Annotated in this window: 23 protein-coding genes; 8 read left to right on the top strand and 15 right to left on the bottom strand. The window is 60.8% G+C overall.

Features of this window, described 5'->3' with window-relative positions:
- Positions 1–107: 107 nt before the first annotated feature.
- Positions 108–905 (top strand): SDR family NAD(P)-dependent oxidoreductase, encoded by a 798-nt coding sequence (locus tag ACZ0AI_RS08910; RefSeq protein WP_463565427.1) that lies wholly within the window; start codon positions 108–110, stop codon positions 903–905.
- A gap of 18 nt (positions 906–923) precedes the next feature.
- On the opposite strand, the gene ACZ0AI_RS08905 is transcribed toward ACZ0AI_RS08910, so the two are convergent.
- The 11 genes from ACZ0AI_RS08905 to acnA form a co-directional block, all read right to left on the bottom strand.
- Positions 924–2,099, bottom strand: coding sequence for a GGDEF domain-containing protein (locus ACZ0AI_RS08905; protein WP_463565426.1), 1,176 nt, complete (start codon positions 2,097–2,099; stop codon positions 924–926).
- A 278-nt stretch (positions 2,100–2,377) separates the two neighbouring features.
- Positions 2,378–3,040, bottom strand: coding sequence for a potassium channel family protein (locus tag ACZ0AI_RS08900; protein WP_225833459.1), 663 nt, complete (start codon positions 3,038–3,040; stop codon positions 2,378–2,380).
- 214 nt (positions 3,041–3,254) lie between these two features.
- Positions 3,255–3,968, bottom strand: coding sequence for an alpha/beta fold hydrolase (locus ACZ0AI_RS08895; RefSeq protein ID WP_463565425.1), 714 nt, complete (start codon positions 3,966–3,968; stop codon positions 3,255–3,257).
- Between the two features lie 5 nt (positions 3,969–3,973).
- The gene (locus ACZ0AI_RS08890) at positions 3,974–4,408 is read right to left on the bottom strand and encodes a GNAT family N-acetyltransferase (RefSeq protein ID WP_463565424.1); all 435 of its coding nucleotides are present in this window, start codon (positions 4,406–4,408) and stop codon (positions 3,974–3,976) included.
- Between the two features lie 140 nt (positions 4,409–4,548).
- The gene (locus tag ACZ0AI_RS08885; protein WP_463565423.1) at positions 4,549–4,884 is read right to left on the bottom strand and encodes a hypothetical protein; all 336 of its coding nucleotides are present in this window, start codon (positions 4,882–4,884) and stop codon (positions 4,549–4,551) included.
- A gap of 35 nt (positions 4,885–4,919) precedes the next feature.
- On the bottom strand, positions 4,920–5,258 hold the full coding sequence (locus ACZ0AI_RS08880; protein WP_225833451.1) for a DUF6966 domain-containing protein: 339 nt from the start codon (positions 5,256–5,258) through the stop codon (positions 4,920–4,922).
- 42 nt (positions 5,259–5,300) lie between these two features.
- Positions 5,301–5,843 carry a DinB family protein gene (locus ACZ0AI_RS08875; RefSeq protein ID WP_463565422.1) on the bottom strand — a complete coding sequence of 181 codons (543 nt, stop codon included), beginning with the start codon at positions 5,841–5,843 and terminating at the stop codon, positions 5,301–5,303.
- A 122-nt stretch (positions 5,844–5,965) separates the two neighbouring features.
- Complete coding sequence (locus tag ACZ0AI_RS08870; protein WP_463565421.1) at positions 5,966–6,757, bottom strand: hypothetical protein; 792 nt, start codon at positions 6,755–6,757, stop codon at positions 5,966–5,968.
- A gap of 72 nt (positions 6,758–6,829) precedes the next feature.
- Positions 6,830–7,555 carry a hypothetical protein gene (locus tag ACZ0AI_RS08865; protein WP_463565420.1) on the bottom strand — a complete coding sequence of 242 codons (726 nt, stop codon included), beginning with the start codon at positions 7,553–7,555 and terminating at the stop codon, positions 6,830–6,832.
- 250 nt (positions 7,556–7,805) lie between these two features.
- The gene (locus ACZ0AI_RS08860; protein ID WP_463565419.1) at positions 7,806–9,371 is read right to left on the bottom strand and encodes a methyl-accepting chemotaxis protein; all 1,566 of its coding nucleotides are present in this window, start codon (positions 9,369–9,371) and stop codon (positions 7,806–7,808) included.
- 283 nt (positions 9,372–9,654) lie between these two features.
- Positions 9,655–12,393, bottom strand: coding sequence for an aconitate hydratase AcnA (gene acnA, locus ACZ0AI_RS08855; protein ID WP_463565418.1), 2,739 nt, complete (start codon positions 12,391–12,393; stop codon positions 9,655–9,657).
- A gap of 235 nt (positions 12,394–12,628) precedes the next feature.
- Here acnA and rlmM point away from each other — a divergent pair, with 235 nt between their 5' ends.
- On the top strand, positions 12,629–13,684 hold the full coding sequence (rlmM, locus tag ACZ0AI_RS08850) for a 23S rRNA (cytidine(2498)-2'-O)-methyltransferase RlmM (RefSeq protein WP_463565417.1): 1,056 nt from the start codon (positions 12,629–12,631) through the stop codon (positions 13,682–13,684).
- 45 nt (positions 13,685–13,729) lie between these two features.
- Positions 13,730–13,972, top strand: a complete 243-nt coding sequence (tusA, locus tag ACZ0AI_RS08845; protein WP_225833439.1) for a sulfurtransferase TusA — start codon at positions 13,730–13,732, stop codon at positions 13,970–13,972.
- 146 nt (positions 13,973–14,118) lie between these two features.
- Here tusA and ACZ0AI_RS08840 read toward each other — a convergent pair whose 3' ends face one another.
- Entirely contained in the window at positions 14,119–15,519 is a 1,401-nt protein-coding gene (locus ACZ0AI_RS08840) for an MATE family efflux transporter (RefSeq protein ID WP_463565416.1), read from the bottom strand.
- A 168-nt stretch (positions 15,520–15,687) separates the two neighbouring features.
- On the opposite strand from ACZ0AI_RS08840, the gene pdxB reads away from it, so the two are divergent.
- Positions 15,688–16,839: a 4-phosphoerythronate dehydrogenase PdxB gene (gene pdxB, locus ACZ0AI_RS08835; RefSeq protein ID WP_463565415.1), complete on the top strand. Its 1,152-nt coding sequence runs from the start codon at positions 15,688–15,690 to the stop codon at positions 16,837–16,839.
- A gap of 12 nt (positions 16,840–16,851) precedes the next feature.
- Here the strand turns inward: pdxB and ACZ0AI_RS08830 are convergent, their stop codons facing one another.
- Positions 16,852–17,028 carry a PA1571 family protein gene (locus ACZ0AI_RS08830; protein WP_463565414.1) on the bottom strand — a complete coding sequence of 59 codons (177 nt, stop codon included), beginning with the start codon at positions 17,026–17,028 and terminating at the stop codon, positions 16,852–16,854.
- 181 nt (positions 17,029–17,209) lie between these two features.
- Here ACZ0AI_RS08830 and ACZ0AI_RS08825 point away from each other — a divergent pair, with 181 nt between their 5' ends.
- The gene (locus ACZ0AI_RS08825; RefSeq protein ID WP_463566080.1) at positions 17,210–17,782 is read left to right on the top strand and encodes a DUF1287 domain-containing protein; all 573 of its coding nucleotides are present in this window, start codon (positions 17,210–17,212) and stop codon (positions 17,780–17,782) included.
- Positions 17,783–17,842: 60 nt separating this feature from the next.
- On the opposite strand, the gene ACZ0AI_RS08820 is transcribed toward ACZ0AI_RS08825, so the two are convergent.
- Together ACZ0AI_RS08820 and ACZ0AI_RS08815 are read right to left on the bottom strand one after the other, a co-directional pair.
- Positions 17,843–18,130 carry a DUF3509 domain-containing protein gene (locus tag ACZ0AI_RS08820; protein WP_042555657.1) on the bottom strand — a complete coding sequence of 96 codons (288 nt, stop codon included), beginning with the start codon at positions 18,128–18,130 and terminating at the stop codon, positions 17,843–17,845.
- Positions 18,131–18,246: 116 nt separating this feature from the next.
- Positions 18,247–18,468 (bottom strand): hypothetical protein, encoded by a 222-nt coding sequence (locus ACZ0AI_RS08815; protein ID WP_225833431.1) that lies wholly within the window; start codon positions 18,466–18,468, stop codon positions 18,247–18,249.
- A gap of 447 nt (positions 18,469–18,915) precedes the next feature.
- On the opposite strand from ACZ0AI_RS08815, the gene dnaX reads away from it, so the two are divergent.
- From dnaX to recR, 3 genes are all read left to right on the top strand, one after another.
- On the top strand, positions 18,916–21,015 hold the full coding sequence (dnaX, locus tag ACZ0AI_RS08810) for a DNA polymerase III subunit gamma/tau (protein ID WP_463565413.1): 2,100 nt from the start codon (positions 18,916–18,918) through the stop codon (positions 21,013–21,015).
- A gap of 17 nt (positions 21,016–21,032) precedes the next feature.
- The gene (locus tag ACZ0AI_RS08805; RefSeq protein WP_042555660.1) at positions 21,033–21,359 is read left to right on the top strand and encodes a YbaB/EbfC family nucleoid-associated protein; all 327 of its coding nucleotides are present in this window, start codon (positions 21,033–21,035) and stop codon (positions 21,357–21,359) included.
- Between the two features lie 155 nt (positions 21,360–21,514).
- Positions 21,515–22,114 (top strand): recombination mediator RecR, encoded by a 600-nt coding sequence (gene recR, locus ACZ0AI_RS08800; protein ID WP_463565412.1) that lies wholly within the window; start codon positions 21,515–21,517, stop codon positions 22,112–22,114.
- Positions 22,115–22,248 lie beyond the last annotated feature (134 nt).

Genomic DNA, 22,248 nt, shown 5'->3' with positions numbered 1-22,248 from the left:
CGGGTGCAGGTCGTCATTTACTGTGAATCTTGCACGTGCGGGTCGAGTCCATCGATCACCTGTGGGCCGGCTCTGCCCAGCATCTTTCACACGTCAATGAGGTTTCTATGGATCTGCACATCAAGGGGCGCGTTGCGCTCATCAGTGGCGCTGCCGGGGGTATTGGTCTGGCCACGGCAAAGCTGCTTGCCGAAGAAGGGGTTCACCTGCTGCTGACCGACAAGGATCAGGCCGCCCTGGACAAGGCAAGTGCCGATCTGCCTGGCGACGCGCTGAGGGTCGCCGCGGACATGACTCGCCAGGATGAGGTCGATGCGCTGGTCAAGGCTGGCGAAGCCCGCTTTGGGCAAATCGATATCGTGGTGCATGCCGCCGGTGTCACAGGTGCCAAGGGCGACCCGCTGGAGTTACCCGACAGTGACTATCAGGAAGCCTGGGCCACCGATTTCTTTTCCGCCGTGCGCGTCGCTCGGGCCACCATTCCTGCCATGCGCCAGAGGGGATGGGGGCGATTGGTGTGCATCACCTCGGAGAACGCCGTTCAGCCCTACTGGGAGGAGGCCGTCTACAACGTATCCAAGGCCGCACTCGGCGCCTTCGTGAAGAACCTGTCTTACAAGGAAGCCGCTTACGGCGTGCTGTGCAATACCGTGGCCCCGGCTTTTATCGAAACCAACATGACCGACGGCATGATGCGTAAGCGGGCCGAGGAAGAGGGCGTTTCCTTCGACGAGGCGGTGGCGAGCTTTCTCGAGGAGCAGCGCCCCGGCATCGTCCAGCAGCGCCGTGGCCGGGCTGAGGAGGTAGCGGCAGCCATTGCCTTGCTAGTCTCCGAGCGGGCCTCGTTCATCAACGGTAGCAACCTGCGGGTGGATGGCGGTTCGGTTCAGGCCGTGCAGAACTGAGCCACTGCTGCGGGTTGATCAGACGGCCGAGGTAGAGCTGCCGTTCAAGGTACGATCGACCAGGCGAATGCTGTTACGTCCGCCGCGCTTGGATTGATAAAGCGCCACGTCACCTTGTTCGATCAGCGCTACCAGGCTGGCAGGCGGTTGATCGAACAGGCTGGCGCCGATGCTCAGGGTTACCGCTTCTGGGGTGGCGAAGGTTTGCGCGGCCACGCCATGGAACCGCTCGCGCAACGTATCGCCCAGCCTCACGATGCGTTCCTGGGACGCATCGCGCAGCAGAATCACGAATTCGTCACCGCCAAGTCGGGCAGCCAGTGAACCGTCGGGTAGCACCAGGCGAATCATCTCGCCCAGTACCACCAGCAAGCGGTCGCCTGCACTATGCCCGTGCAGGTCGTTGACCAGCTTGAAGTTGTCGATATCGATCAACAGCAGCGCGCCAGGGCGAGACGGAGAAACCTCGTTGAGCAGGCGTGGCGCCCGTGCTTCAAGGGCGCGGCGGTTGTACATGGCGGTGAGCGGGTCGCGGGCAGCCAGCCGCTCGATGCGTTTCTCGCGGCGATAACGCACGGTGCCAGTCATCGACAGGGCGATCAGCATGAGCGCCATCACGCCTTCAACCAGCGAGATCTGGATGATCTCGCCACGAAAGGCCGCCAAGTCGATCAGCGTGCCTGGGACCAGCACTGGGATGGTCTTGGCGATGTAGAACAGACCGTGGCCGAGCAGCACGAAGCGCAGCTGCGCGGCACCGGCACCCAGGGATTTACCTTGGGGGCGCAGCAGCCAGCTGGCCCAGAGCGCCGTCAGCGCAACTGACAGTGAATTGACCAGCAACATCACCTTCGACCACTGCGGCCCTTCCGGCAGGAGCAGCATGGCGAACCAGGCGATCACCATCAGGCACCAGGCCCGAGACAGGCGAGTCTCGGTGAAGCGTGCCACGCCGACCAGAAACAGCCAGTGCGCGGTGATCAGCAAGCCGTTGGCAAACCAGATACCGATCAGTAACAGGCCGCTGCCGCGCAACAAGGCGAGCGTCGAGCCCACGCTGATCAGTGCGAAAGCAGCGCTCCAGAACAGCAGCGATGGCTCTCGCACAGTATGCCATTCGATTGCCAGATAAAGCGCCGCCGCCAAGGCGAGGGCGATGGTGATCGTCAACATGGTTAAGGGATCGAGCGCCATGTTCTGATAAGGCCTGCTTGTTTATGTGTTGGGCGTGCTGCGTTGATCGCGTGGGGCTTCCAGCCGGTGCACATCGTGCAAACGGCTGCGATTTTTCGGCCGCGATTGTAAGCGTTCGGTTGCCAATTTCAGACGGGGCCAGGCAACGAAACGGATGGATGGCAGGCTTTTTTCACCTGCCACTCCAGCGAGTCCGTAGTGCTGCTCGCCCGCGCCGCGCTTCATTCAGTCTGGCAGACGGCAAGGCGTTTTCCACTGGCGGGCCAGGGCTTGGCCAGTCAGTGTGGTTTTGGCCTGACCGTCAGGCTGACCAGGCGGGTAACGACCAGGCCGATGTACATGACCCCGGCGAATTGTTCGAGCATCACCAGCGCCCGGGCGAATGGCTTTAGCGGCAGGATATCGCCCAGGCCGACGCCCGACAGGGTGGTGAAACTCAGGAACAGCAGTTCCACCCAGGTACGTTCCGCTTCCGGGTTGATGGCTGCGGTGAAACTACCAGGGCTCAGCAACTGGCACACGGAAAAGGCGTGGGCGAACGCCCAGGCCAGTAGGGTGAAGGTGGCGCCGACCGCGAACAGCTCATCGGTGCTCGCTCGCTGGTCTTCCATCATGTAGGCGATCAGGCCGCCAGCGGCATAGAAGTAGAAGCTCGACTCCATTGCTGCCAGCAGAATCGCCAGCACAGAGCTGTATTCGAACTCGACCGCCACGGTCAGCGCCAGGATGCAGGCGGCCTGAGTGAAGGCAATCCACTGGATGGTCGGGCTGCTGCGCACCATGCGCAGCGACATCGCCAGCACGATGATGCCGAAGGCTCCCACGATGGCGCGGCCTTCGGACAGCCGCTCCATGAAGGGGTAGAGCACGATGCCCAGCAACTGCACGAATAGCAAACTGGCAGAGGGATAACGAATCAGGTACGAGTGAACCTTGGGCATTGAATTGAACCAGGAGGAAGGGATGCAGAGGGCTGTGGCGAGCGCGCGAGCGATTTTGCCGGGCAGTCTAATGTATCCCGAGTGCCTATGTATGCTGCCGCACCGGCCGTCTGCTAGCGGCGAGAGCGGGGCTGATGCCGAAGGATATGGTAGGCCTGCTGCACATGTTCGACACCCTCGTTTGCCTGCTTGCCAACCAATATTGAACGCCCAGTTATTCAGTGTGCTCGCGCTGGGTTGTTTGCAATGCCTGAGTGAATGACACCACTGCTTGAGCCGCCTCGACAGGCGCTGCTTGCAGCAAGAAGTGTGGCGCGTTGATAGGGGCAACTTGCACAGCGGGGGATATACGCTGGATATGCTTGAGCGCGCTGGTAGGAACGACGCGATCGTGCTGTGCGAGAAGATAGAGCATTGGTACGTCGATAGTTCCAAGCTGCATGGAGACCTCTACATCAAGGACGGCATGCAATCGCGCGCGTAATGCTCGCGCCGACACCAGCGACATTGCTGCTGCGAACGCAGCCCGCAACGCTGGCGTCGAGAAACGACCAAGCAACAGCGTACTGAGAACGGGCAACGGCGCGAGCTTGACGGGCAACAGGCTAGCGAGATGCCGCAGCGGGCCAAATGCCGGCCGTGGGTTGCGAACGAAGGTGCTGCACAGAACGATGCCTACTAGACCCGGCGGTCGCGAGGCCGCAATGGCCACAGCAACAGGGCCAGAAAAGGATGCGCCCAACAAGATGAAGCGGCCACTGCTTGGCAGCGATTGACGCGCATGGGCTTCCAGTTCGCTATAGCCAAGTGCATCGACGGCTGGATAGCTAACGACCTGAACAGCGACGTCTTGTCCGAGAGCCGTTATGAATGGCTCGAACAAGGTGCCTGTACCATCCGTTCCTGGTAGCAGCACGAGGGTCAGCATCGTTATCACCTTCGACAAACTACCTTGCGAAGCGCCATGCCCTGGCTTGCCGGTGCAGTCAGTGCAAAGCCGAACTGCTGATAGAGGCGATACGCCTCGCCGTCGGCGATCAAACTGACGTACGCTGATTCTGGCACTTCGCGGGCGATGAAGTCGCTGATCGCGGCCATGATCTGCTTGCCCAGGCCACGCCCCTGATGGGCCGGCAGCACCGCGATATCCACCACCTGATAGAACGAGCCGCCATCACCGATCACGCGGCCCATACCGACCGGTTCGCCAGCACAGAGAATCTGCACGGCGAACAGGCTGTTGGGCAGGCCACGGGTTGCAGCTTCGACGGTCTTGGCGCTCAGCCCGGCTGCGATCCGCAGGTGGCGATAGGTTTCCACCGACGGTATGGCGTGCACGATAGAGTAAGTGGGGGCGTTTTCTGTCATTCGATTAGTCCTTTGCTGGCCACGATAGGCAGCATGCTGTTACCTGCTGCCAGGTGATTACCAGTTAAAAAGCAAATTCGTCGGCGGGCCGGAGCGGGTAGCTGACGCTTTATCCGGCCACCGTTTGAGATTACTTGCTGTCACGGTCTGGCATCGCTGCCGGTAAGGGCGGCGTGGTAACGAGCCAGCAGCAACGGTAAGCCCTTCTCGCGCCAGAAAACCAGACTGATCCCACCCGACGACATGCCGCCATGGCTGTGACGCTCTACGAATACGGACGACTGCGTCGAGGATGGCGATAGGCCAAGCAGGCGCTCGAAGGTGTCGTCGAGAATGGCGGCCAGCTGCGCCTCGCTTGGCGGAAGCGGCAGGGTGGCCAGCGTCTCGCTCATTTCCTGCCACAGATAGGGATCGCCTCGCAGGCCCCACTGGATGGGCGCGGGCTGGAACAAGGCGGATAGGGTGTTGGTGGACATCGATTCAGTTGTCTCTGCAGGGGGGGCGTATGCCGTCAGTCTGCGTCTGTGGCGTTGCGCAGCCTTATCGCCCGAGCCGACATGTAGACGCGATTTGAGACCTCATCCAGGGACTCCATACCGGCAATGAAGCGACCATTTTCCCACGGCGCGTAATCGTTGAAGCTGCCCATGCCGCCGTAAACCGACATCACAGAGCACGCCAGGCCTGTCAGTTCATCCGCATCGCAACTGCTGCCCGCCAGCGCTTGGGCAGTCGACAGGCAATTGCGGAAATGAGCGCCCCAATGGCTATGGGCGTCGAAGGAGAGAATGTCGGTGAGCGCCGCAAGGTGAGCGATCAGTTCATTCAGCTGGGTTTGCGGATTGGTCATGGCGCGCCGGGTGGTTGATCTGCATCGAACGGTGAGTATGCCTCAAGCGTTTCTACGCTCAGGCTCCGCCCCATGGATAAATACCGTGTAGGTATCGGCGGGCCGGTTGCCGTCAGCCCGGTCGAGTGCATGGCCGATGGCGCCGCGATGATAGGTGCCGTGGTTGATCAGGTGAAAGATCGCTTCTTCACGGCTCAACATGCCCTGTTTGCCATCCACGAAAACAAAGCGAATGGGCTCCTGAAGTTGCCCAGGCGCGAGGCCATCGAGGTACCCGGCCAGCCATTGGTTGGCAGCCGTCAGCCTGCGGTCGAGTTCATCGAGCTTGGGCAGGGTATCGGTGTTGGTACTGCCATGCGGTGCCGGCTCTCCAAGTAGCCGTGCGCGGAACAGCTCTTCAACGCGAACCATATGGTTGAGCTGCTGCCGCGCGAAGGCCAGCGCTTCAGGCTGCGTCAGCGGGTCGAGCTGAGCTACCGCGTCCAGCGTTCGACGATCCGCCCAGGCTTTATATTGGAGAGTGTTGTGGATGAGCATTGAGTTGACCTTAGGCGCTGTTTGAAGAGGGGAGTCCAAAAACATCATCAGGCAAACATTACCTAAGGTTCGTAGGAGAATCTGAGCGCGTAGCTGAAGCTTTTTCCGTCCACCGCTTCGAAATTGCAATGGTGGATGAAAAAGGCGTCAGCTACGCGCCCCGATCCACCCTACTTGCTCAGATCAAGAAGTGGCGGAAGCTTTATCAGGCCGGCTTGCACTATGGTTAGAGCGGCTATGACGATGGTTAGCCAGAACATTTTTCTTTGCGTGGATATGCTTTCGGAGTGTTTTCGCTCTTCTTCCTCGTACAGCTCTATGGCAGCGATTCCATGACCAGTAATTTTGTAGTACATCTGTGATTTATTTAGATGTTCTGTTTCTGCTAAAGCATCTAAATAAAGCTCTATGCGGTGATGTTGTTCGTCGCGGTTTGGGTGTAAGTACCAGCGAATGTCATACATCAATGTCATTATATCTAAAGAGGATATTTCGCTTTTTCCGTTGAGCTCGGTGTTAAGTACTGTTTTGAGAATTTCAATTCGTTGCTTAGTGATAAGCTTCTTTTGGTTATAGATAGTTTGTGATATTTTGCTATGGGTAGAGTGGAGCCATGCTTTAACGTATGGCGCTCTGAAAATCACGCCGATTGCAAAGTCCCGCCAGCCAAAATATGTTGTTGTGTAAAGCCCGTGGTAGTGTGTGAATTCAAACTCATATTCGAGTAGCGTTTCAAAGCTGTGCGTTGTGTTGATTGAGTATTTGTTTCCGTCATATTCTAAGCATCCTAAAGAGTCTCCATCCATGGAATAGACAATAAGCGCTTTGTCAGCCCCGGTGAATGCGCGAGTCGTGTAGCAATTAACGGCAGCGCCTTCATCTCCTGAGCGTGGGATGCTATTTGGTGATGGCCGGCGTAGTGCTATTTTTAATAATGATTTTTTGAATATAGACTTGATCATGGCTTTGTGTGTTGGCGTGGAAGTGCAGGGTGCCACAAGCTCTGCTTGCGGCTGTCTCGCTCGACTGCAGGGTTATGCATACGGTGCACCCGGTTCCGCAACTTCAAATGCTTCGTTATATAGATCTTCTGTCATAAAAAATGTTCTTGCGAGATTGTGCATGTGTTCAATCTCGATCATTCCATCCAGTCGGAAAAACTTTTCGTACCTGTCGCCCTTTACTTTTCTTGACTTCTGAAGAAATAAATCGAGATCCTCATCTGAGAACTCGATCACCGCTCCATCAAGGTGGCAAACGTAGGTCTTGAAATCATGCGACAGTGCATGGAGATAGTGAGCATGCGAATTACCTGGGGTGTACTGCCAGGTTTGGAGCTGCAGCAACTCTCCTCTCCTGTCACTCGTTTTGTCGAGCTGCATCAGAAGGGTTTTGTGATGGCCATTCTCAACGTACTCCGGAAAATAAAACTTACTTCGCATCTGTCCTTTGCTCAGCGCTATGCTGACTGCCTTTTGAAAAGGCACGCCGAAAACAGGCGCGCTGCCGCATATGGGGGAGTACGAAGTAACCCGAAGTGCTGCCTGCTCCCATAGCGATTCATGACTGGCGAGATAGTTTGCGGTCATTAGATTAAAAGGGGCGGGGAATAACGGTATATTGCCATCTGACAAGAATAGGTCGTGATGCCAACCACGTTTGCGAATGGAGATGTTTTTGCACGGAAGAAGGCCGTCTTTTGTAAACAACGGTTCAACCAATGACGTAAAGCGCGCTTCATTTTCGAGATGAGCACTCATGTGAGAACCAGCGGCCCCATTCTTATGCATAACTATAAACAGACACCAGCTGGTGCATAACTCCGCGAACGGACGTGGCGTATAACACCCTGGCCATTTTCCTGAACCCATCTACACCGAGGCACACGATGAGGAGGTATCGTTTTTTGCGTGTTATGAACCACGCCCACTGGACTCTGGCAAGGGCGCGGGACTCTCCTTGTCATCAGGTGCACGTATAGCCTGGAGCATAGCACCCCACCAACACCACTTACCGATTAAACCGCGCCACCAACGAATACTGCCCCTGCGCCGTGCTGGTCAGTTCCTCACTCAACAACGCCGTACTCTGCGCCTCACCTGCCGTCTGGTCGGACAGCTGAGCGATGGTGGTGATATTGCGGCTGATTTCGTCGGCCACGGCGCTTTGTTCTTCGGCAGCGGCGGCGATCTGCTCGGCCATTTCGGCGATGTTGGCGACGGCGTCGCTGATGCCAGCGAGGGCCTGGTCGGCTTGTTGTACGCGCTCGACGCCTTCGTCGGCCTGTTTGCGGCCGATATCCATGGTCAGCACCGCTTCGTCGGCGGTGCGTTGCAGTTTGGCGATCAGTTCGTGGATCTGCCCGGTGGACTGGGCGGTGCGCTGAGCCAGGGAACGCACTTCATCGGCGACCACGGCGAAGCCACGGCCCATTTCGCCGGCGCGGGCGGCTTCGATGGCGGCGTTGAGGGCCAGCAGGTTGGTCTGGTCGGCGATGCCTTTGATCACGTCGACCACGCCGCCGATTTCGTTGCTGTCGCGGGCCAGGCGGGTGACGGTTTCGCCGGTTTCGCCTACCGAGAGCGACAGGCGCTGGATCGCCTCGCGGGTTTCGCTGGCGATGGTGCGGCCTTGCTGGGTGAGGCGGTTGGCTTCTTGGGTGGCGATGGCGGTACGTGCCACGTTGTTGGCCACTTCCAGGGTGGTAGCGGCCATTTCGTTGACGGCGGTGGCGACCTGGTCGGTTTCCTCACGCTGGCGCTGCAGCCCTGCGGAACTGTTGTGGGCTAGCACGTCGGCCTGAGTAGCTTGTTTGGCGAGGTTTTCGGCGCTGTCCTGCAGGCGGGTGAGGCAGGTTTTCAGGCGTGCTTCCTGGCTGAGGATGGACAGTTCCAGGCGACCCTCCACGCCACGGCTGTCGGTGTACATTTGCGCGATCAGCGGGTCGGAGGTGCTTTGCTCGGCTAGTTTCAGCAGGCGTTTGATACCACGGGTCTGCCAGGCCAGACCCAGCAGGCCGAGCGGGATCGACAGCGCGGCGGCGGCGATGAAGCCCCAGGTGCTGTCCAGCCACGCGCCGACCAGGAAACCGACCTGGCTGACCAGAATGAACGGCAGCCAGTTCTGCAGCACCGGTAGCCAACGGTCGCGGCTCGGTATGGCAGCCTTGCCAGCGTTGATGCGCGCGTAAAGCAACTGGGCGCGTTGAACCTGCTCGGCGGTGGGTTTGGTGCGCACCGACTCGTAGCCGGTGACTTTGCCGTCATCGAGAACTGGCACCACGTAGGCGTTGACCCAGTAGTGGTCGCCGTTCTTGCAGCGGTTCTTGACGATGCCCATCCACGGCCGGCCGGCCTTCAGGGTGTTCCACATATGCTCGAACACGGCAGGCGGTACATCAGGGTGGCGCACCAGGTTGTGGGGCGCGCGGATCAGTTCGTCTCGTGAGAAACCGCTGATGTCGACGAAGGCGTCGTTGCAATAGGTGATCTGGCCCTTGAGATCTGTCGTCGAGATCAGACGCTGTTGCGCCGGAAACGTCCGCTCGTTCCCGGTGATCGGCTGATTGTTACGCATGGCATCTACCCTGATGATTTTTGATTTATCGCGTACGCGCGGCAGGGCTAGGAGTGTAACCGGATTTTGAGGTGGATCACATTTTGACGCCGGTATAACGGCAGTCCATTGGTGTAATGGTGTTGGCAGGCGGGCGGGAACATCGGCGTACGAGGAGGGCGGAAGACGGGGGATGTGAGATCGATAGTGGTCTGTGAGAGCGCATCCCCGGGTGTCGCCTCGCTCCACCCAGGCTACGGATAGCAGCGGGCGCCGCATCGCTGCGGCGCCCGTTTTATTGCTATCAGCCAGCGATCAATTGGCGCAGCACGTAGTGCAGAATGCCGCCTGCCTTGAAGTACTCCACTTCGTTGAGGGTATCGATACGGCAGAGCAGTTCGACGCTGCGCTGCTTGCCGTCTTCACCGGTGATTTCCAGGGTCAGCGGCATGTGCGGGCGTACCTCGACGCCGTCCAGGCCCTTGATGGCCAGGGTTTCCTTGCCGGTCAGGCCCAGGCTCTTGCGGTCGGCGCCGTCGGTGAACTGCAGCGGCAGCACACCCATGCCCACCAGGTTGGAGCGGTGGATGCGCTCGAAGCTTTCGGCGATCACCGCTTTCACACCCAGCAGGTTGGTGCCCTTGGCGGCCCAGTCGCGGCTCGAGCCGGTGCCATATTCCTTGCCGGCAATCACTACCAGCGGCGTGCCTTCCTCTTGATAGCGCATGGACGCGTCATAGATGGCCAGCTTCTCGCCGCTGGGCACGTGCAGGGTGTTGCCACCCTCTTCGCCATCGAGCATCTCGTTGCGGATGCGGATATTGGCGAAGGTGCCGCGCATCATCACTTCGTGGTTGCCGCGACGCGAGCCGTAGGAGTTGAAGTCACGCGGCTCCACGCCTTGCTCGCGTAGATAGCGGCCAGCAGGGCTGTCGGTCTTGATGTTGCCGGCAGGCGAGATGTGGTCGGTGGTCACCGAGTCGCCGAGCAGCGCGAGGATGCGTGCGTTGGCGATGTCGGTAATAGCCGGTGGCGCCTGGTCGATGGCCTCGAAGAACGGCGGGTGCTGGATGTAGGTGGAGTCGTTCTGCCAGGTGTAGGTGTCGGCTTCGGGCACGGCGATGGCCTGCCACTGCTCGTCACCGGCGAACACTTCGGCGTATTCCTTGCGGAACATGGCGGTGCTGACCTTCTGCACCGCCTCGGCGATTTCCTTCTGGCTCGGCCAGATATCGCGCAGGTATACCGGTTTGCCGTCGCGGTCTTCGCCCAGCGGCTCTTCGGCGATATTGATCCGCACGCTGCCGGCCAGGGCATAGGCGACTACCAGGGGTGGCGAGGCCAGCCAGTTGGTTTTCACCAATGGGTGCACGCGACCCTCGAAGTTGCGGTTGCCGGACAGCACCGAGGCCACGGTCAGGTCATGATCCTGAATGGCCTTCTCGATCGGGTCGGGCAGCGGGCCGGAGTTGCCGATGCAAGTGGTGCAGCCGTAGCCGACCAGATCGAAACCGAGCTTGTCGAGGTACTCGGTCAGCCCCGCCGCGGCGAAGTACTCGGTCACTACCTTGGAGCCTGGAGCCAGCGAACTCTTGACCCAGGGTTTGCGCTGCAGGCCTTTTTCCACGGCCTTCTTGGCCAAGAGGCCGGCGGCCATCATCACGCTCGGGTTGGAGGTGTTTGTGCAGGAAGTGATCGCCGCGATCACCACGGCGCCGTCGCTGAGCGGATGACGCTTGCCGTCCATCTCGTAGTGGATTTCGTTCTGCGCGGCATTGCCGACGGCCACGCCACCGCCGCCTTCGCTCTCCAGGCGGCCTTCTTCCTTGCCGCTGGGTTTGAGCTGCAGGCCAAGGAAGTCATCGAAGGCCTGGCTGACATTTGGCAGGGCGACGCGATCCTGAGGGCGTTTCGGGCCGGCCAGGCTGGCTTCCACCTCGCCCATGTCCAGCGCCAGGCTGTCGGTGAATACCGGCTCGGTACCGGCGTTGCGCCACATGCCCTGGGCCTTGGAATAGGCCTCGACCAGTTTCACGGTTTCCTCGGGTCGACCGGACAGACGCAGGTAGCCGAGGGTGATCTCGTCGACCGGGAAGAAACCGCAGGTGGCGCCATATTCCGGTGCCATGTTGGCGATGGTGGCGCGGTCTGCCAGGGGCAGTTCGGCGAGGCCGTCGCCGTAGAACTCGACGAATTTACCGACCACGCCTTTCTTGCGCAGCATCTGGGTGACGGTCAGCACCAGGTCGGTGGCGGTGATGCCTTCCTTGAGCTTGCCGGTTAGCTTGAAGCCGATCACTTCGGGAATCAGCATTGACACCGGTTGGCCGAGCATCGCCGCTTCCGCTTCGATGCCGCCCACGCCCCAGCCGAGTACGCCAAGGCCGTTGATCATGGTGGTGTGCGAGTCGGTGCCGACCAGGGTGTCAGGGTAGGCGAAAGTCACGCCGTCTTCGTCCTTTGTCCACACGGTGCGGCCAAGGTACTCCAGGTTGACCTGGTGACAGATGCCGGTGCCTGGCGGTACCACGCTGAAGTTGTCGAAGGCACTCTGGCCCCAGCGCAGGAACGCGTAGCGCTCGCCGTTGCGTTGCATTTCGATCTCGACGTTTTCGCCGAACGCCGCTGGCGTGGCGAACTTGTCGACCATCACCGAATGGTCGATGACCAGGTCAACCGGCGACAGTGGGTTGATCTTCTGCGGATCGCCGCCGGCCTTGGCCATGGCGTCGCGCATGGCGGCCAGATCGACCACAGCCGGTACGCCGGTAAAGTCCTGCATCAATACGCGGGCTGGGCGGTACTGGATCTCGCGGTCGGAGCTGCGTTTCTGCAGCCAGTCACTCATGGCCTGCAGGTCGTCGCGGGTGACGGTTTTGTCGTCTTCCCAGCGCAGCAGGTTTTCCAGCAGCACCTTGAGCGACACCGGCAAATCGTCGATGTTGCCGAGCTGCTTGGCTGCGTCTGGCAGGCTGAAGTAGTCGTAGGATTTGCCGTCCACGTCCAGTGTGCGGCGGCAGTTCAGGCTATCGATGGAAGGCATCGTGCATCTCCTTGTGGCTTGCACGGTACAAGCCGTTCTGGTTTTGGCAGAGGTTCTCTCCGACTCTGCGCACTGGTTCCCTTACGGCTTGCGATGAGCCGTCGTCCGGTCTTGCGCCTGGCGTGAAAACGCCTGTGCGGCGGGCCGGTAAATGCCGGGATTCTGTTCACTGGACAGGGGGCAGGCGCCGCGGGTTCCAGTTTTCGCTATCATGCGCGGCCCAAGGAGAGCCCTGATGAATACTTTGTTACTGCACTGCCGCCCCGGTTTCGAGAACGAGGTGTGTTCGGAAATCTCCGAACATGCGGCGCTTCTCGATGTGCCTGGTTATGCCAAGGCCAAGCCGAATACCGCCTGTGCGGAGTTCATCTGCAGTGACGAGGAGGGCGCTGAGCGGCTGATGAAGGGGCTGCGTTTCAGCCAGCTGATCTTTATCCGTCAGTGGGCGCGGGGGCGCTTCATGGAGCTACCCGAGAAGGATCGCATCAGCGTGCTGCTCGAGCAGCTGGCGCCGTTGCCGGCCTTCGGCAGCCTGTGGCTGGAGGTGCTGGACACCAACGATGGCAAGGAGCTGTCCGGCTTCTGCAAGAAGTTCGAAGGCCCGCTGCGCAAGGCCCTGACGGCCGCCGGCAAGCTGGTGGAGAACGCCCGGGCGCCACGCCTGCTGCTGACCTTCAAGAGTGGCCGTGAAGTGTTCCTTGGCATGGCCGAGGCGCACAACTCGGCAATCTGGCCCATGGGCATTCCGCGCCTCAAGTTTCCTCGGGAAGCACCAAGCCGTTCGACCTTGAAGCTCGAAGAAGCCTGGCACACCTTTATTCCCCGCGAGCAGTGGGATGAGCGCTTGTCAGACGAGATGACCGGCGTCGACCTCGGTGCCGCGCCCGGTGGCTGGACCTATCAACTGGTGCGCCGTGGCATGCTGGTGACCGCTATCGACAACGGTCCGATGGCCGAGAGCCTGATGGATACAGGCCTGGTGCAGCATCTGATGGTCGATGGCTTCACCTGGAAGCCCAAACAGCCGGTGGACTGGATGGTCTGCGACATCGTCGAGAAGCCTGCGCGCAGTGCCGCGCTGCTGGAAACCTGGATCGGCGAGGGGCATTGCCGTGAAGCGGTGGTCAACCTCAAATTACCGATGAAGCAGCGCTACGCCGAGGTGCGCCGTTTACTCGAGCGCATTGCCGACGGCCTGGCCGCGCGCAAGGTCAAGGTCTCCATTGCCTGCAAGCAGCTGTATCACGACCGCGAGGAAGTGACCTGTCACCTGCGCCGGCTGGATAAATAAGCTGCCCCTTACTGAGCAACGATTCGAATTGCTGCGGAGCCCGTGATGCTTGATACCACCCCCGATGACACCCTCGACGCCACCGGGCTGTTTTGTCCGGAGCCGGTGATGATGCTGCACAACAAGGTGCGCGATTTGCCGGCTGGCGGTTTGCTCAAGGTCATTGCCACCGATCCCTCGACGCGCCGTGATATTCCCAAGTTCTGCGTGTTTCTCGGCCACGAACTGGTCGAGCAGGCGCAGGACGCCGATACCTATCTGTACTGGATTCGCAAGAAGGTTGATTGAGTGGTTCAAGGCGAAAGCGGACGGTGAGCAGAGCTTTTGTGGGAGAGGCTTTAGCCTCGATTTTGCCTAGCTAGGCGTAAAGAGCTCGCGGCTAAAGCCCCTCCCACGAGATCGCGAACGTCCGTTCCCGCCTTCTTGCTGCCAATTCACGCTTGGCCGCCTTCACGCTCCGGCGCTTCGACCAGCCAAATCCGCCGCTTGGCGCTGCTTTTCAGGCGTAGGGTCAGCATCAGGGCGGCGCAGGTCAGGCCAACAATCAACCCTTCCCATAACCCCGCTGGGCCGCTGGCTGGGCCGAACAGGTCGGTCAGGCCCAGGATGTAGCCCACAGGCAAACCGATGCCCCAGTAGGCGAACAGGGTCATGATCATGGTCGCGCGGGTGTCCTGATAGCCGCGCAGTGCGCCTGCGGCAGTGACCTGCAGGGCATCGGAGAACTGAAACAGAGCGGCGTAGACGATCAGGCTGGCGGCCAGAGCGATCACCTCCGGCGCTGGGGTATAGATCTGCGCGATTTGCTCGCGCATCAGCAGCATGCAACTGGCCGACACGCAGGCGTAGGCCAGTGCGGTCACCATGCTCACCCCGGCAGCGAAGCGTGCCTCACGCGGCTCGCCGCGGCCCAGGGCCTGGCCCACGCGCACCGTGGCGGCCATGCCAATGGAGTAGGGGATCATGAACACCAGCGAGGCGAAGTTCAGGGCAATCTGATGCCCGGCGACCACCGTGGCGCCCAGCCCGCCGATCAAGAGCGCAATCACCGCGAAGATGCTCGATTCGGCGAACACCGAGATGCCGATCGGCAATCCGATACCCAGCAGGCGCTTGATCAGCGGCCAACTCGGCCGCTCGAAGCGCTGCAGCGGTGTGGTGTCGTTATAGGCCGGTGCACGGCGAATCCACCAGATCATGCCCAGCAGCATGAACAGCATCACCATCGCTGTGGCCCAGCCGCAGCCGACGCTGCCCAGTGGCGGCAAACCAAGCTTGCCGTAGATGAGCACGTAGTTCAGGGGGATGTTCAGCAGTAGCCCGAACAAGCCCACCACCATGGCTGGGCGGGTACGGCCCAGGCCGTCGCTATAGCAGCGCAGCACATGGAACAGTGCTACGCAGGGAAAGCCGAACGCCACGCCGTGCAGGTAGCCCATGGCCGGCTCGATCAGATCCGGGTCGACCTTCATCAGCCGTAGCACGAACTCGGCGTTCCACAGCACGGCGCCTGCCATACAGCCCACCACGAGGGCCAGCCACAGTGCCTGGCGCACCAGTGGGCCGATCTCCCCATGCTGCCCGGCACCAAAGCGTTGCGCCACCTTGGGGGTGGTGGCCAGCAGAATACCGGTCATCAGCAGGAATACCGGCACCCAGATCGAATTGCCCAGCGCCACCGCCGCCAGATCGCGGGCGCTGAAACGCCCGGACATCACCGTATCAACGAAGCCGATGGAGGTGTACGCCAGTTGCGCGATGATGATCGGGGTAGCCAGGGCCAGCAGCGTGCGCAACTCGGTGCGTACGCGCTGCAGGCGGGAAAGGGCAGGCATCGGGGTTCCGTGATCCGTGGAAAACCGCACAGTCTACGCGTTGACGGATCGGTCAGGAAAGGCGCCGGGAAACTGTTTCAGCGCCGCACAGCCGAAGCGCAGATGTTTTTCGTGCAGAGACCGGGCGGTGCATCCGGTTAGAATGCCTGCCTGATTGCGGAGATCTCCATGCGCATAGTTGCCGACGAAAACATTCCCTTGCTCGATGAGTTCTTCGCTGGTTTTGGCGAGATTCGTCGCTTCCCTGGTCGTGCCATCGACCGTGCCGCCCTCGGTGAGGCTGAGCTGCTGTTGGTGCGCTCAGTGACCAACGTCGACCGCGCACTGTTGGAGGGCAGCCAGGTGCACTTCGTGGGCACCTGCACCATCGGCACCGATCATCTGGATCTTGGGTATTTCGCCGAGGCCGGTATCGCCTGGAGCAGCGCGCCGGGCTGCAACGCACGCGGCGTGGTGGACTACGTGCTCGGTAGCCTTCTGGTGCTTGCCGAGCGCCTGGGCAGCGACCTGACGCAGCGCACTTACGGTGTGGTCGGCGCCGGCCAGGTCGGCGAGCGGCTGGTGCGCGTGCTGCGTGCTCTGGGCTGGCGGGTGCTGGTCTGCGATCCGCTGCGTGAGCGCGCCGAAGGTGGGGATTTCGTCGACCTGCAGCAGATCATCGAGCAGTGCGACGTGATCAGCCTGCATACGCCGTTGACGCACGAAGGTGAGTTCGCCACTCGGCATCTGATCGAGGCGCAGCGCTTGCAGGCGCTGCGTCCCGGCGCCTGGCTGATCAACGCCAGTCGTGGTGCAGTGGTGGATACCGCCGCGTTGCGCGAGCATCTGCAGCAAGGGGCCGATCTGCACGTGGTGCTGGATGTCTGGGAAGGCGAGCCACTGGTGGAGCCGGCCCTGGCTGCGCTGTGCCATATCGCCACGCCGCACATCGCTGGTTACAGCCTGGACGGCAAGCTGCGTGGCACTGCGCAGATCTATGATGCGTTCTGCGAGTATCAGGGCATCTCGCCGCAATTTACGCTGGATGCTCTGACGCCCGAGCGCTGGCTACCGCGCCTCAGTATCGGCGCTGGCAGTGATCCTGCCTGGGCACTGGCGACGCTGTGTCGAGCGGTCTATGACCCGCGTCGTGATGATGCCGACCTGCGCCGCAGCCTGGTCGCTGACGTGCAGGCGCGCAAGGCCGGCTTCGATCTGCTGCGCAAGCAGTATCCGATGCGGCGCGAAATAGAGGGGCTAGATGTCGAGCTGCTCGGCAGTGACGAGCGACTGCAAGCGCTGATCACGGCGCTGGGCGCGCGCGTGATCAGCGCTGGTTAACAGCCTGGGTGGTCAGGAAGGGTTTTCATCCTTGGGCTTGAACCACTGTTCGTCCAGCTCGTTGCAGGCTTGCTGGATCATGCTTTCGGTGATCGGTATTTCCCGGCCGCGAGGGTCGATCACGGCGCCATGGCTGGTTTCCGACTGTGCACTGGCTTGATTGGTGTGTTGCTCGTCAGGGCTGCTCATTGTGGTTTCCTCATCAGGTGTTCGCGCTGTCTACCGGCATCTATGCTTGGCGACGTTATCTGGCGATGGGGGGCATCCCAATATGGCTTCAACTTTGCCCAGCCATACTGTCGCAAAAAATTACCGGATAAAGAAGAGAGTCCGTCGAACGGTTTTGGCTTTGAAGGGAGAGCATGGAGTGCTGAGATCATCGTTGTTGCTGTTGGGTTGGCTGCTGAGCCTGCACGTACTTGCCGTGGAACCGGCGAAGTTGGTGAGTGGGGCTCGCGAGCAGGTTGGCGTGACTCTGTCCTACGATCCCGCTTACCGGCGCATCGACTATCCTGGCGGTGATGTGCCGATGGAAACCGGTGTCTGCACTGACGTGGTGATCCGCGCGTTGCGTCTGCAAGGCCTGGATCTGCAGCAAGCGGTGCATGTGGACATGGCCGCGAATTTCTCCGCCTATCCGAAGCACTGGGGGCTGAGCCGCCCGGATCGCAATATCGACCATCGCCGCGTGCCCAATCTGATGACCTGGTTCCAACGCCAGGGCATGGGGCAGCAGGTCAGTCGGGATGCCCGCGATTATCGCTCGGGCGATATCGTCACCTGGGATCTGGGGCGCGGTCTGACGCATATCGGTATCGTTTCCGATCGTCTCTCCGCTGCGGGCGAACCGTTGATCCTGCACAACATCGGCGCCGGTACCCGTGAGGAGGCCATTCTGTTTCGCTTTCCCGTCATTGGTCATTACCGCTTCGCACCGGGCTAAGCCCAAAAACGACAAAGCCCCGCGCCTGTCAGGGCTGCGGGGCTTTGTTGCGGACACGTATCAGGCGTGGTGGTAGCTGATTACGCTGTCCTGTTCCTTGAGCATCTTGCGCATTTCGGCCGGAATGTTGCCGGCTCTGACGGCGAGCTCGAGGCGGATGTCTTCGAGGCTTTGGGCGAAAGCGTTCGAGTCGTTCAGCTGCAGCTTCTGCAGCACCCGGCTGTAGGCGGTGGTATCGGCTTCATCGATCAGGGAGAGAACGATGCTGCCGTCCGGGCGAGGCCGACTGAAGGTGGCGCGTAGGGGGGCGAATAGCTGGTCGACAAGCTGTCGATTACTATTTTCCATTGACGAACTCCAGTTGAAGTATGAATACCTATGAGTAACTAGGATTCATTTAGTTCGACGATGGCTACTATTTCGCTCCCTTAATAGTGACGTTGTTTGCAAATTCACTGATTGGATCAGCGACGCAGCGCCTTGCGGGTGCGTTCGATCACGCCTTTCAGGGAATCGTCGCAATATTGGCCGGGGTAAAGGCGTTGGCTGTGCTGCGCGACACCGGTGTGATCCACGACTGTGAAGCTGAAGCTGCCCTTGCGGGTTGCCAGGATATGGCAGGCAAGCGGGGCGAAAGCGTTGGACAGGGTATGGATAGCGGTCTGGATTTGTTGGTTGGTATTCATAATCGGGTGTTTCCTGAAACTACGGGCACATAATCGCGCCATAAGAGAGGGCTCCGGGCACTGGCTTGGGCCAATGGGATTGATTATCGGAGCGGACTGCGCGCTTTTAAGTTCCACCTATATAGTGAGGTGAAAGCTAGAGCGGGTCTGTACTTCGGAAGGCTGGCGACGGTCTGCGCGTGAGCGGGACGGCCAGATCAGTCAGCGGAGGGGGTCTTGGCAGTTGTGCGTGCATCCTTTGGATGCCGATTGCCAGGAAACCATCGAGAAGGCCATAAGGCCGAATGACTTGCAGCGTGGTACGAACGGGACGGACTATACGTGGCTGTATAAAATTTAGCCAGCCCTGATTGCAGTCTTTTTCATGTCCGCCGATCGGCGTCGCACTGATAGGCCTATTTGAGCTAGCATTAGTCCTCTTTTGCTTTCCTCTGGCGACGGTTTTCAATGAGTTATCAGGTTCTTGCACGCAAATGGCGCCCGCGGTCGTTTCGCGAAATGGTCGGGCAGACCCATGTGCTGAAGGCACTGATCAACGCACTCGACAGCCAGCGCCTGCATCATGCCTACCTATTTACGGGTACGCGGGGCGTGGGCAAGACCACCATCGCGCGGATCATCGCCAAGTGCCTGAACTGCGAAACCGGCATCAGCTCCACCCCGTGCGGCACCTGTTCGGTGTGCCGGGAGATCGATGAAGGCCGTTTCGTCGACCTTATCGAAGTGGACGCCGCCAGCCGCACCAAGGTGGAGGACACCCGCGAGCTGCTCGACAACGTGCAGTACTCGCCGAGCCGCGGGCGCTTCAAGGTCTACCTGATCGACGAAGTGCACATGCTCTCCACCAGTTCCTTCAACGCCTTGCTCAAGACGCTTGAGGAACCGCCACCCCACGTCAAATTCCTGCTCGCCACCACCGATCCGCAGAAGTTGCCGGTTACTGTGCTGTCGCGCTGCCTGCAGTTCTCCCTGAAGAACATGCCGCCAGAGCGCGTGGTCGAACACCTCACCCATGTTCTGGGTGCCGAGAACATTCCTTTCGAAGACGACGCCCTGTGGCTGCTCGGCCGTGCGGCCGACGGTTCCATGCGCGACGCCATGAGCCTGACCGACCAGGCCATCGCCTTTGGTGAAGGCAAGGTGCTCGCTGCCGATGTGCGCGCCATGCTCGGTACCCTCGACCATGGTCAGGTGTACGGCGTGCTGCATGCGCTGATCGAAGGTGACGCCCGTGGTGTGATCGAAGCGGTGCGCCAGCTCGCCGAACAAGGCCCGGACTGGAGTGGCGTGCTGGCGGAAATGCTCAATGTGCTGCACCGCGTGGCCATCGCCCAGGCGCTGCCGGATGCCGTGGATAACGGCCAGGGCGACCGCGACCGGGTTCTCGGCCTGGCCCAGGCACTGCCGGCCGAAGACGTGCAGTTCTATTACCAGATGGGCCTGATCGGCCGACGCGACCTGCCGCTGGCGCCGGATCCGCGTGGCGGCTTCGAGATGGTGCTGCTACGCATGTTGGCATTCAGGCCAGCGGGCGAGGGCGCTGCCCCGAGGGTGGCGCTAAAGCCACTGGGGATCAGCCAGGCCAAGGCTGATCCCCAGACAACTCCGGTGGCCGACGTAGCATCTGCTGCGTCGACCCCTGTTGTCAGTGCTGCGCCGCAGATTCCGGTCGCCGCTAGCCAGCCTGCGCCGGCCGCAGTGGTGCAGCCAGCAGCAGAGCCTGTTGTCGAGCCAGCGCCCGTCCCGCCAGCGGCAACTGCGCCCGTGGCCCTTGCTGCCCCGGCGCCCGTGGTAACGCCGCCGTGGGAGGAGGCTCCGGTCGAGGCCAAGGTCGTCGAGCCCGTAGCACCGGTCAGCGAAGCGCCTCAGCCGCCTGCCGCCGTGCAGGCCCAGCCAGAACCGAAGGCAGAAGAGCCGGCCAAGGTTGCGCAACCCGAGCCGGAGGCGGCACTGCCCGTTCCGGAGCTGGCCGACGTGCCGGTGATCGACAGCAACGATCTGAATCCACCCGACAGCGATGACGAGCCGCCACCCGGTGACTACGACTACGTGGCGATGGATGCCGAGAATCTGGATTACGATTTTGCCGATGTACTCGCCGACGAGCAGCCGGAAGCCGAGCCCGAGCTGGCGTCACTGCCGGCCACCGGCCTGGCGGCAGACTGGCTCGAGTTGTTCCCGAAGCTGGGCCTGAGCGGCATGACGGGCAGCATCGCCGCCAACTGCAGCCTGATCGCCGTCGAGGGTGACAAATGGTTGCTGCACCTGGATCCTGCCCACAGTGCACTGTTCAACGCGACCCAGCAGCGGCGCCTGAACGATTCGCTCAATGCCTACCATGGCCGTGAGCTGCAACTGAGTATCGAATTGATCAAGCCTGAGCAGGAGACACCCGCCCAGGCAGCAGCGCTCAAGCGCGCTAACCGCCAGCGTGATGCCGAGGCCTCGATCCACAACGATCCACTGATCCAGCAGATGATTTCCCAGTTCGCCGCCTCCGTGCGCGCGGGCAGCATTGAACCCGTCGATACCGTCGTTAATCCCTGACTACCGAGGACAACATCATGATGAAAGGTGGCATGGCCGGCCTGATGAAGCAGGCACAGCAGATGCAAGAAAAAATGCAGAAGATGCAGGAAGAGTTGGCCAATGCCGAGGTAACCGGTCAATCCGGTGCTGGTCTGGTCAGCGTGGTGATGACCGGTCGCCATGACGTCAAGCGCGTCAGTCTCGACGACAGCCTGATGCAGGAAGATAAGGAAATCCTCGAAGACCTGATCGCCGCTGCCGTCAACGACGCGGTGCGCAAGATCGAAGCCAACAGCCAGGACAAGATGTCCGGTATGACCTCCGGCATGCAGCTGCCGCCCGGCTTCAAGATGCCGTTCTAAAGCAGTCGATTTTGGTGGGCTAAAGCCCACCCTACGGCCCGCGCGCATAGGTAGGGTGGGCTTTAGCCCACCGAATCGCACGACTGCTACCGCCGTGAAGCCTCCGTAACAACGCTTTCCCCTATCTCTCCGCTTTCATCGTCGAGCCTCGCACCATGAGCTTCAGCCCCCTGATCCGCCAACTGATCGATTCCCTGCGCGTCCTGCCCGGCGTCGGCCAGAAGACTGCCCAGCGCATGGCCCTGCAGTTGCTCGAACGCGACCGCAACGGCGCCGTACGGCTGGCCCAGGCGCTGAACCAGGCCATGGACGGTGTCGGTTACTGCAAATCCTGTCGCAGCCTCAGTGAAGAAGAGCTCTGCCAGATTTGCCTCGACCCGCGCCGGGACGACAGCCTGCTCTGTGTGGTTGAAGGGCCGATGGATGTGTACGCCGTGGAGCACACCGGTTTCCGCGGGCGTTATTTCGTGCTCAAGGGCCATCTCTCGCCGCTCGACGGGCTGGGCCCGGAGGCCATCGGTATTCCCGAGCTGCTGAAGCGCATCGAGGCCGGCCAGTTCAGTGAAGTGATTCTGGCGACCAACCCGACTGTGGAAGGCGAAGCGACCGCCCACTACATCGCCCAGCTGCTGGCCGGCAAAGGCCTGGTGGCTTCGCGCATCGCCCACGGCATGCCGCTCGGTGGCGAGCTGGAGCTGGTGGACGGCGGCACTCTGGCCCATGCCCTGGCTGGTCGCCGGCCGATCAACATCTGATATCACTTCACGATCTCTATGTCGCCGTAGCCTGGGTTGAGCGAAGCGATACCCGGGAAATCGTCCCATGGGTGTCGCTATTTTCAACCCAGACGGCCGGCCAGCAAACCACGAATTCCTGTAATTTGCTTCTG

The organism is Pseudomonas sp. AC355 (assembly GCF_979258205.1).
This window is presented reverse-complemented; position numbering and strand designations above follow the sequence as displayed.

Coding starts and splice junctions, on each gene's coding strand:
- ACZ0AI_RS08910 (WP_463565427.1), top strand. CDS start 108: ATGGATCTGCACATCAAGGGGCGCGTTGCGCTCATCAGTGGCGCTGCC.
- ACZ0AI_RS08830 (WP_463565414.1), bottom strand. CDS start 17,028: ATGAGCAGCCCTGACGAGCAACACACCAATCAAGCCAGTGCACAGTCG.
- ACZ0AI_RS08870 (WP_463565421.1), bottom strand. CDS start 6,757: ATGATCAAGTCTATATTCAAAAAATCATTATTAAAAATAGCACTACGC.
- dnaX (WP_463565413.1), top strand. CDS start 18,916: ATGAGTTATCAGGTTCTTGCACGCAAATGGCGCCCGCGGTCGTTTCGC.
- ACZ0AI_RS08900 (WP_225833459.1), bottom strand. CDS start 3,040: ATGCCCAAGGTTCACTCGTACCTGATTCGTTATCCCTCTGCCAGTTTG.
- ACZ0AI_RS08875 (WP_463565422.1), bottom strand. CDS start 5,843: ATGATGTTTTTGGACTCCCCTCTTCAAACAGCGCCTAAGGTCAACTCA.
- ACZ0AI_RS08860 (WP_463565419.1), bottom strand. CDS start 9,371: ATGCGTAACAATCAGCCGATCACCGGGAACGAGCGGACGTTTCCGGCG.
- ACZ0AI_RS08815 (WP_225833431.1), bottom strand. CDS start 18,468: ATGAATACCAACCAACAAATCCAGACCGCTATCCATACCCTGTCCAAC.
- ACZ0AI_RS08840 (WP_463565416.1), bottom strand. CDS start 15,519: ATGCCTGCCCTTTCCCGCCTGCAGCGCGTACGCACCGAGTTGCGCACG.
- ACZ0AI_RS08805 (WP_042555660.1), top strand. CDS start 21,033: ATGATGAAAGGTGGCATGGCCGGCCTGATGAAGCAGGCACAGCAGATG.
- ACZ0AI_RS08895 (WP_463565425.1), bottom strand. CDS start 3,968: ATGCTGACCCTCGTGCTGCTACCAGGAACGGATGGTACAGGCACCTTG.
- tusA (WP_225833439.1), top strand. CDS start 13,730: ATGCTTGATACCACCCCCGATGACACCCTCGACGCCACCGGGCTGTTT.
- pdxB (WP_463565415.1), top strand. CDS start 15,688: ATGCGCATAGTTGCCGACGAAAACATTCCCTTGCTCGATGAGTTCTTC.
- recR (WP_463565412.1), top strand. CDS start 21,515: ATGAGCTTCAGCCCCCTGATCCGCCAACTGATCGATTCCCTGCGCGTC.
- ACZ0AI_RS08880 (WP_225833451.1), bottom strand. CDS start 5,258: ATGACCAATCCGCAAACCCAGCTGAATGAACTGATCGCTCACCTTGCG.
- rlmM (WP_463565417.1), top strand. CDS start 12,629: ATGAATACTTTGTTACTGCACTGCCGCCCCGGTTTCGAGAACGAGGTG.
- ACZ0AI_RS08905 (WP_463565426.1), bottom strand. CDS start 2,099: ATGGCGCTCGATCCCTTAACCATGTTGACGATCACCATCGCCCTCGCC.
- ACZ0AI_RS08885 (WP_463565423.1), bottom strand. CDS start 4,884: ATGTCCACCAACACCCTATCCGCCTTGTTCCAGCCCGCGCCCATCCAG.
- ACZ0AI_RS08890 (WP_463565424.1), bottom strand. CDS start 4,408: ATGACAGAAAACGCCCCCACTTACTCTATCGTGCACGCCATACCGTCG.
- acnA (WP_463565418.1), bottom strand. CDS start 12,393: ATGCCTTCCATCGATAGCCTGAACTGCCGCCGCACACTGGACGTGGAC.
- ACZ0AI_RS08820 (WP_042555657.1), bottom strand. CDS start 18,130: ATGGAAAATAGTAATCGACAGCTTGTCGACCAGCTATTCGCCCCCCTA.
- ACZ0AI_RS08865 (WP_463565420.1), bottom strand. CDS start 7,555: ATGAGTGCTCATCTCGAAAATGAAGCGCGCTTTACGTCATTGGTTGAA.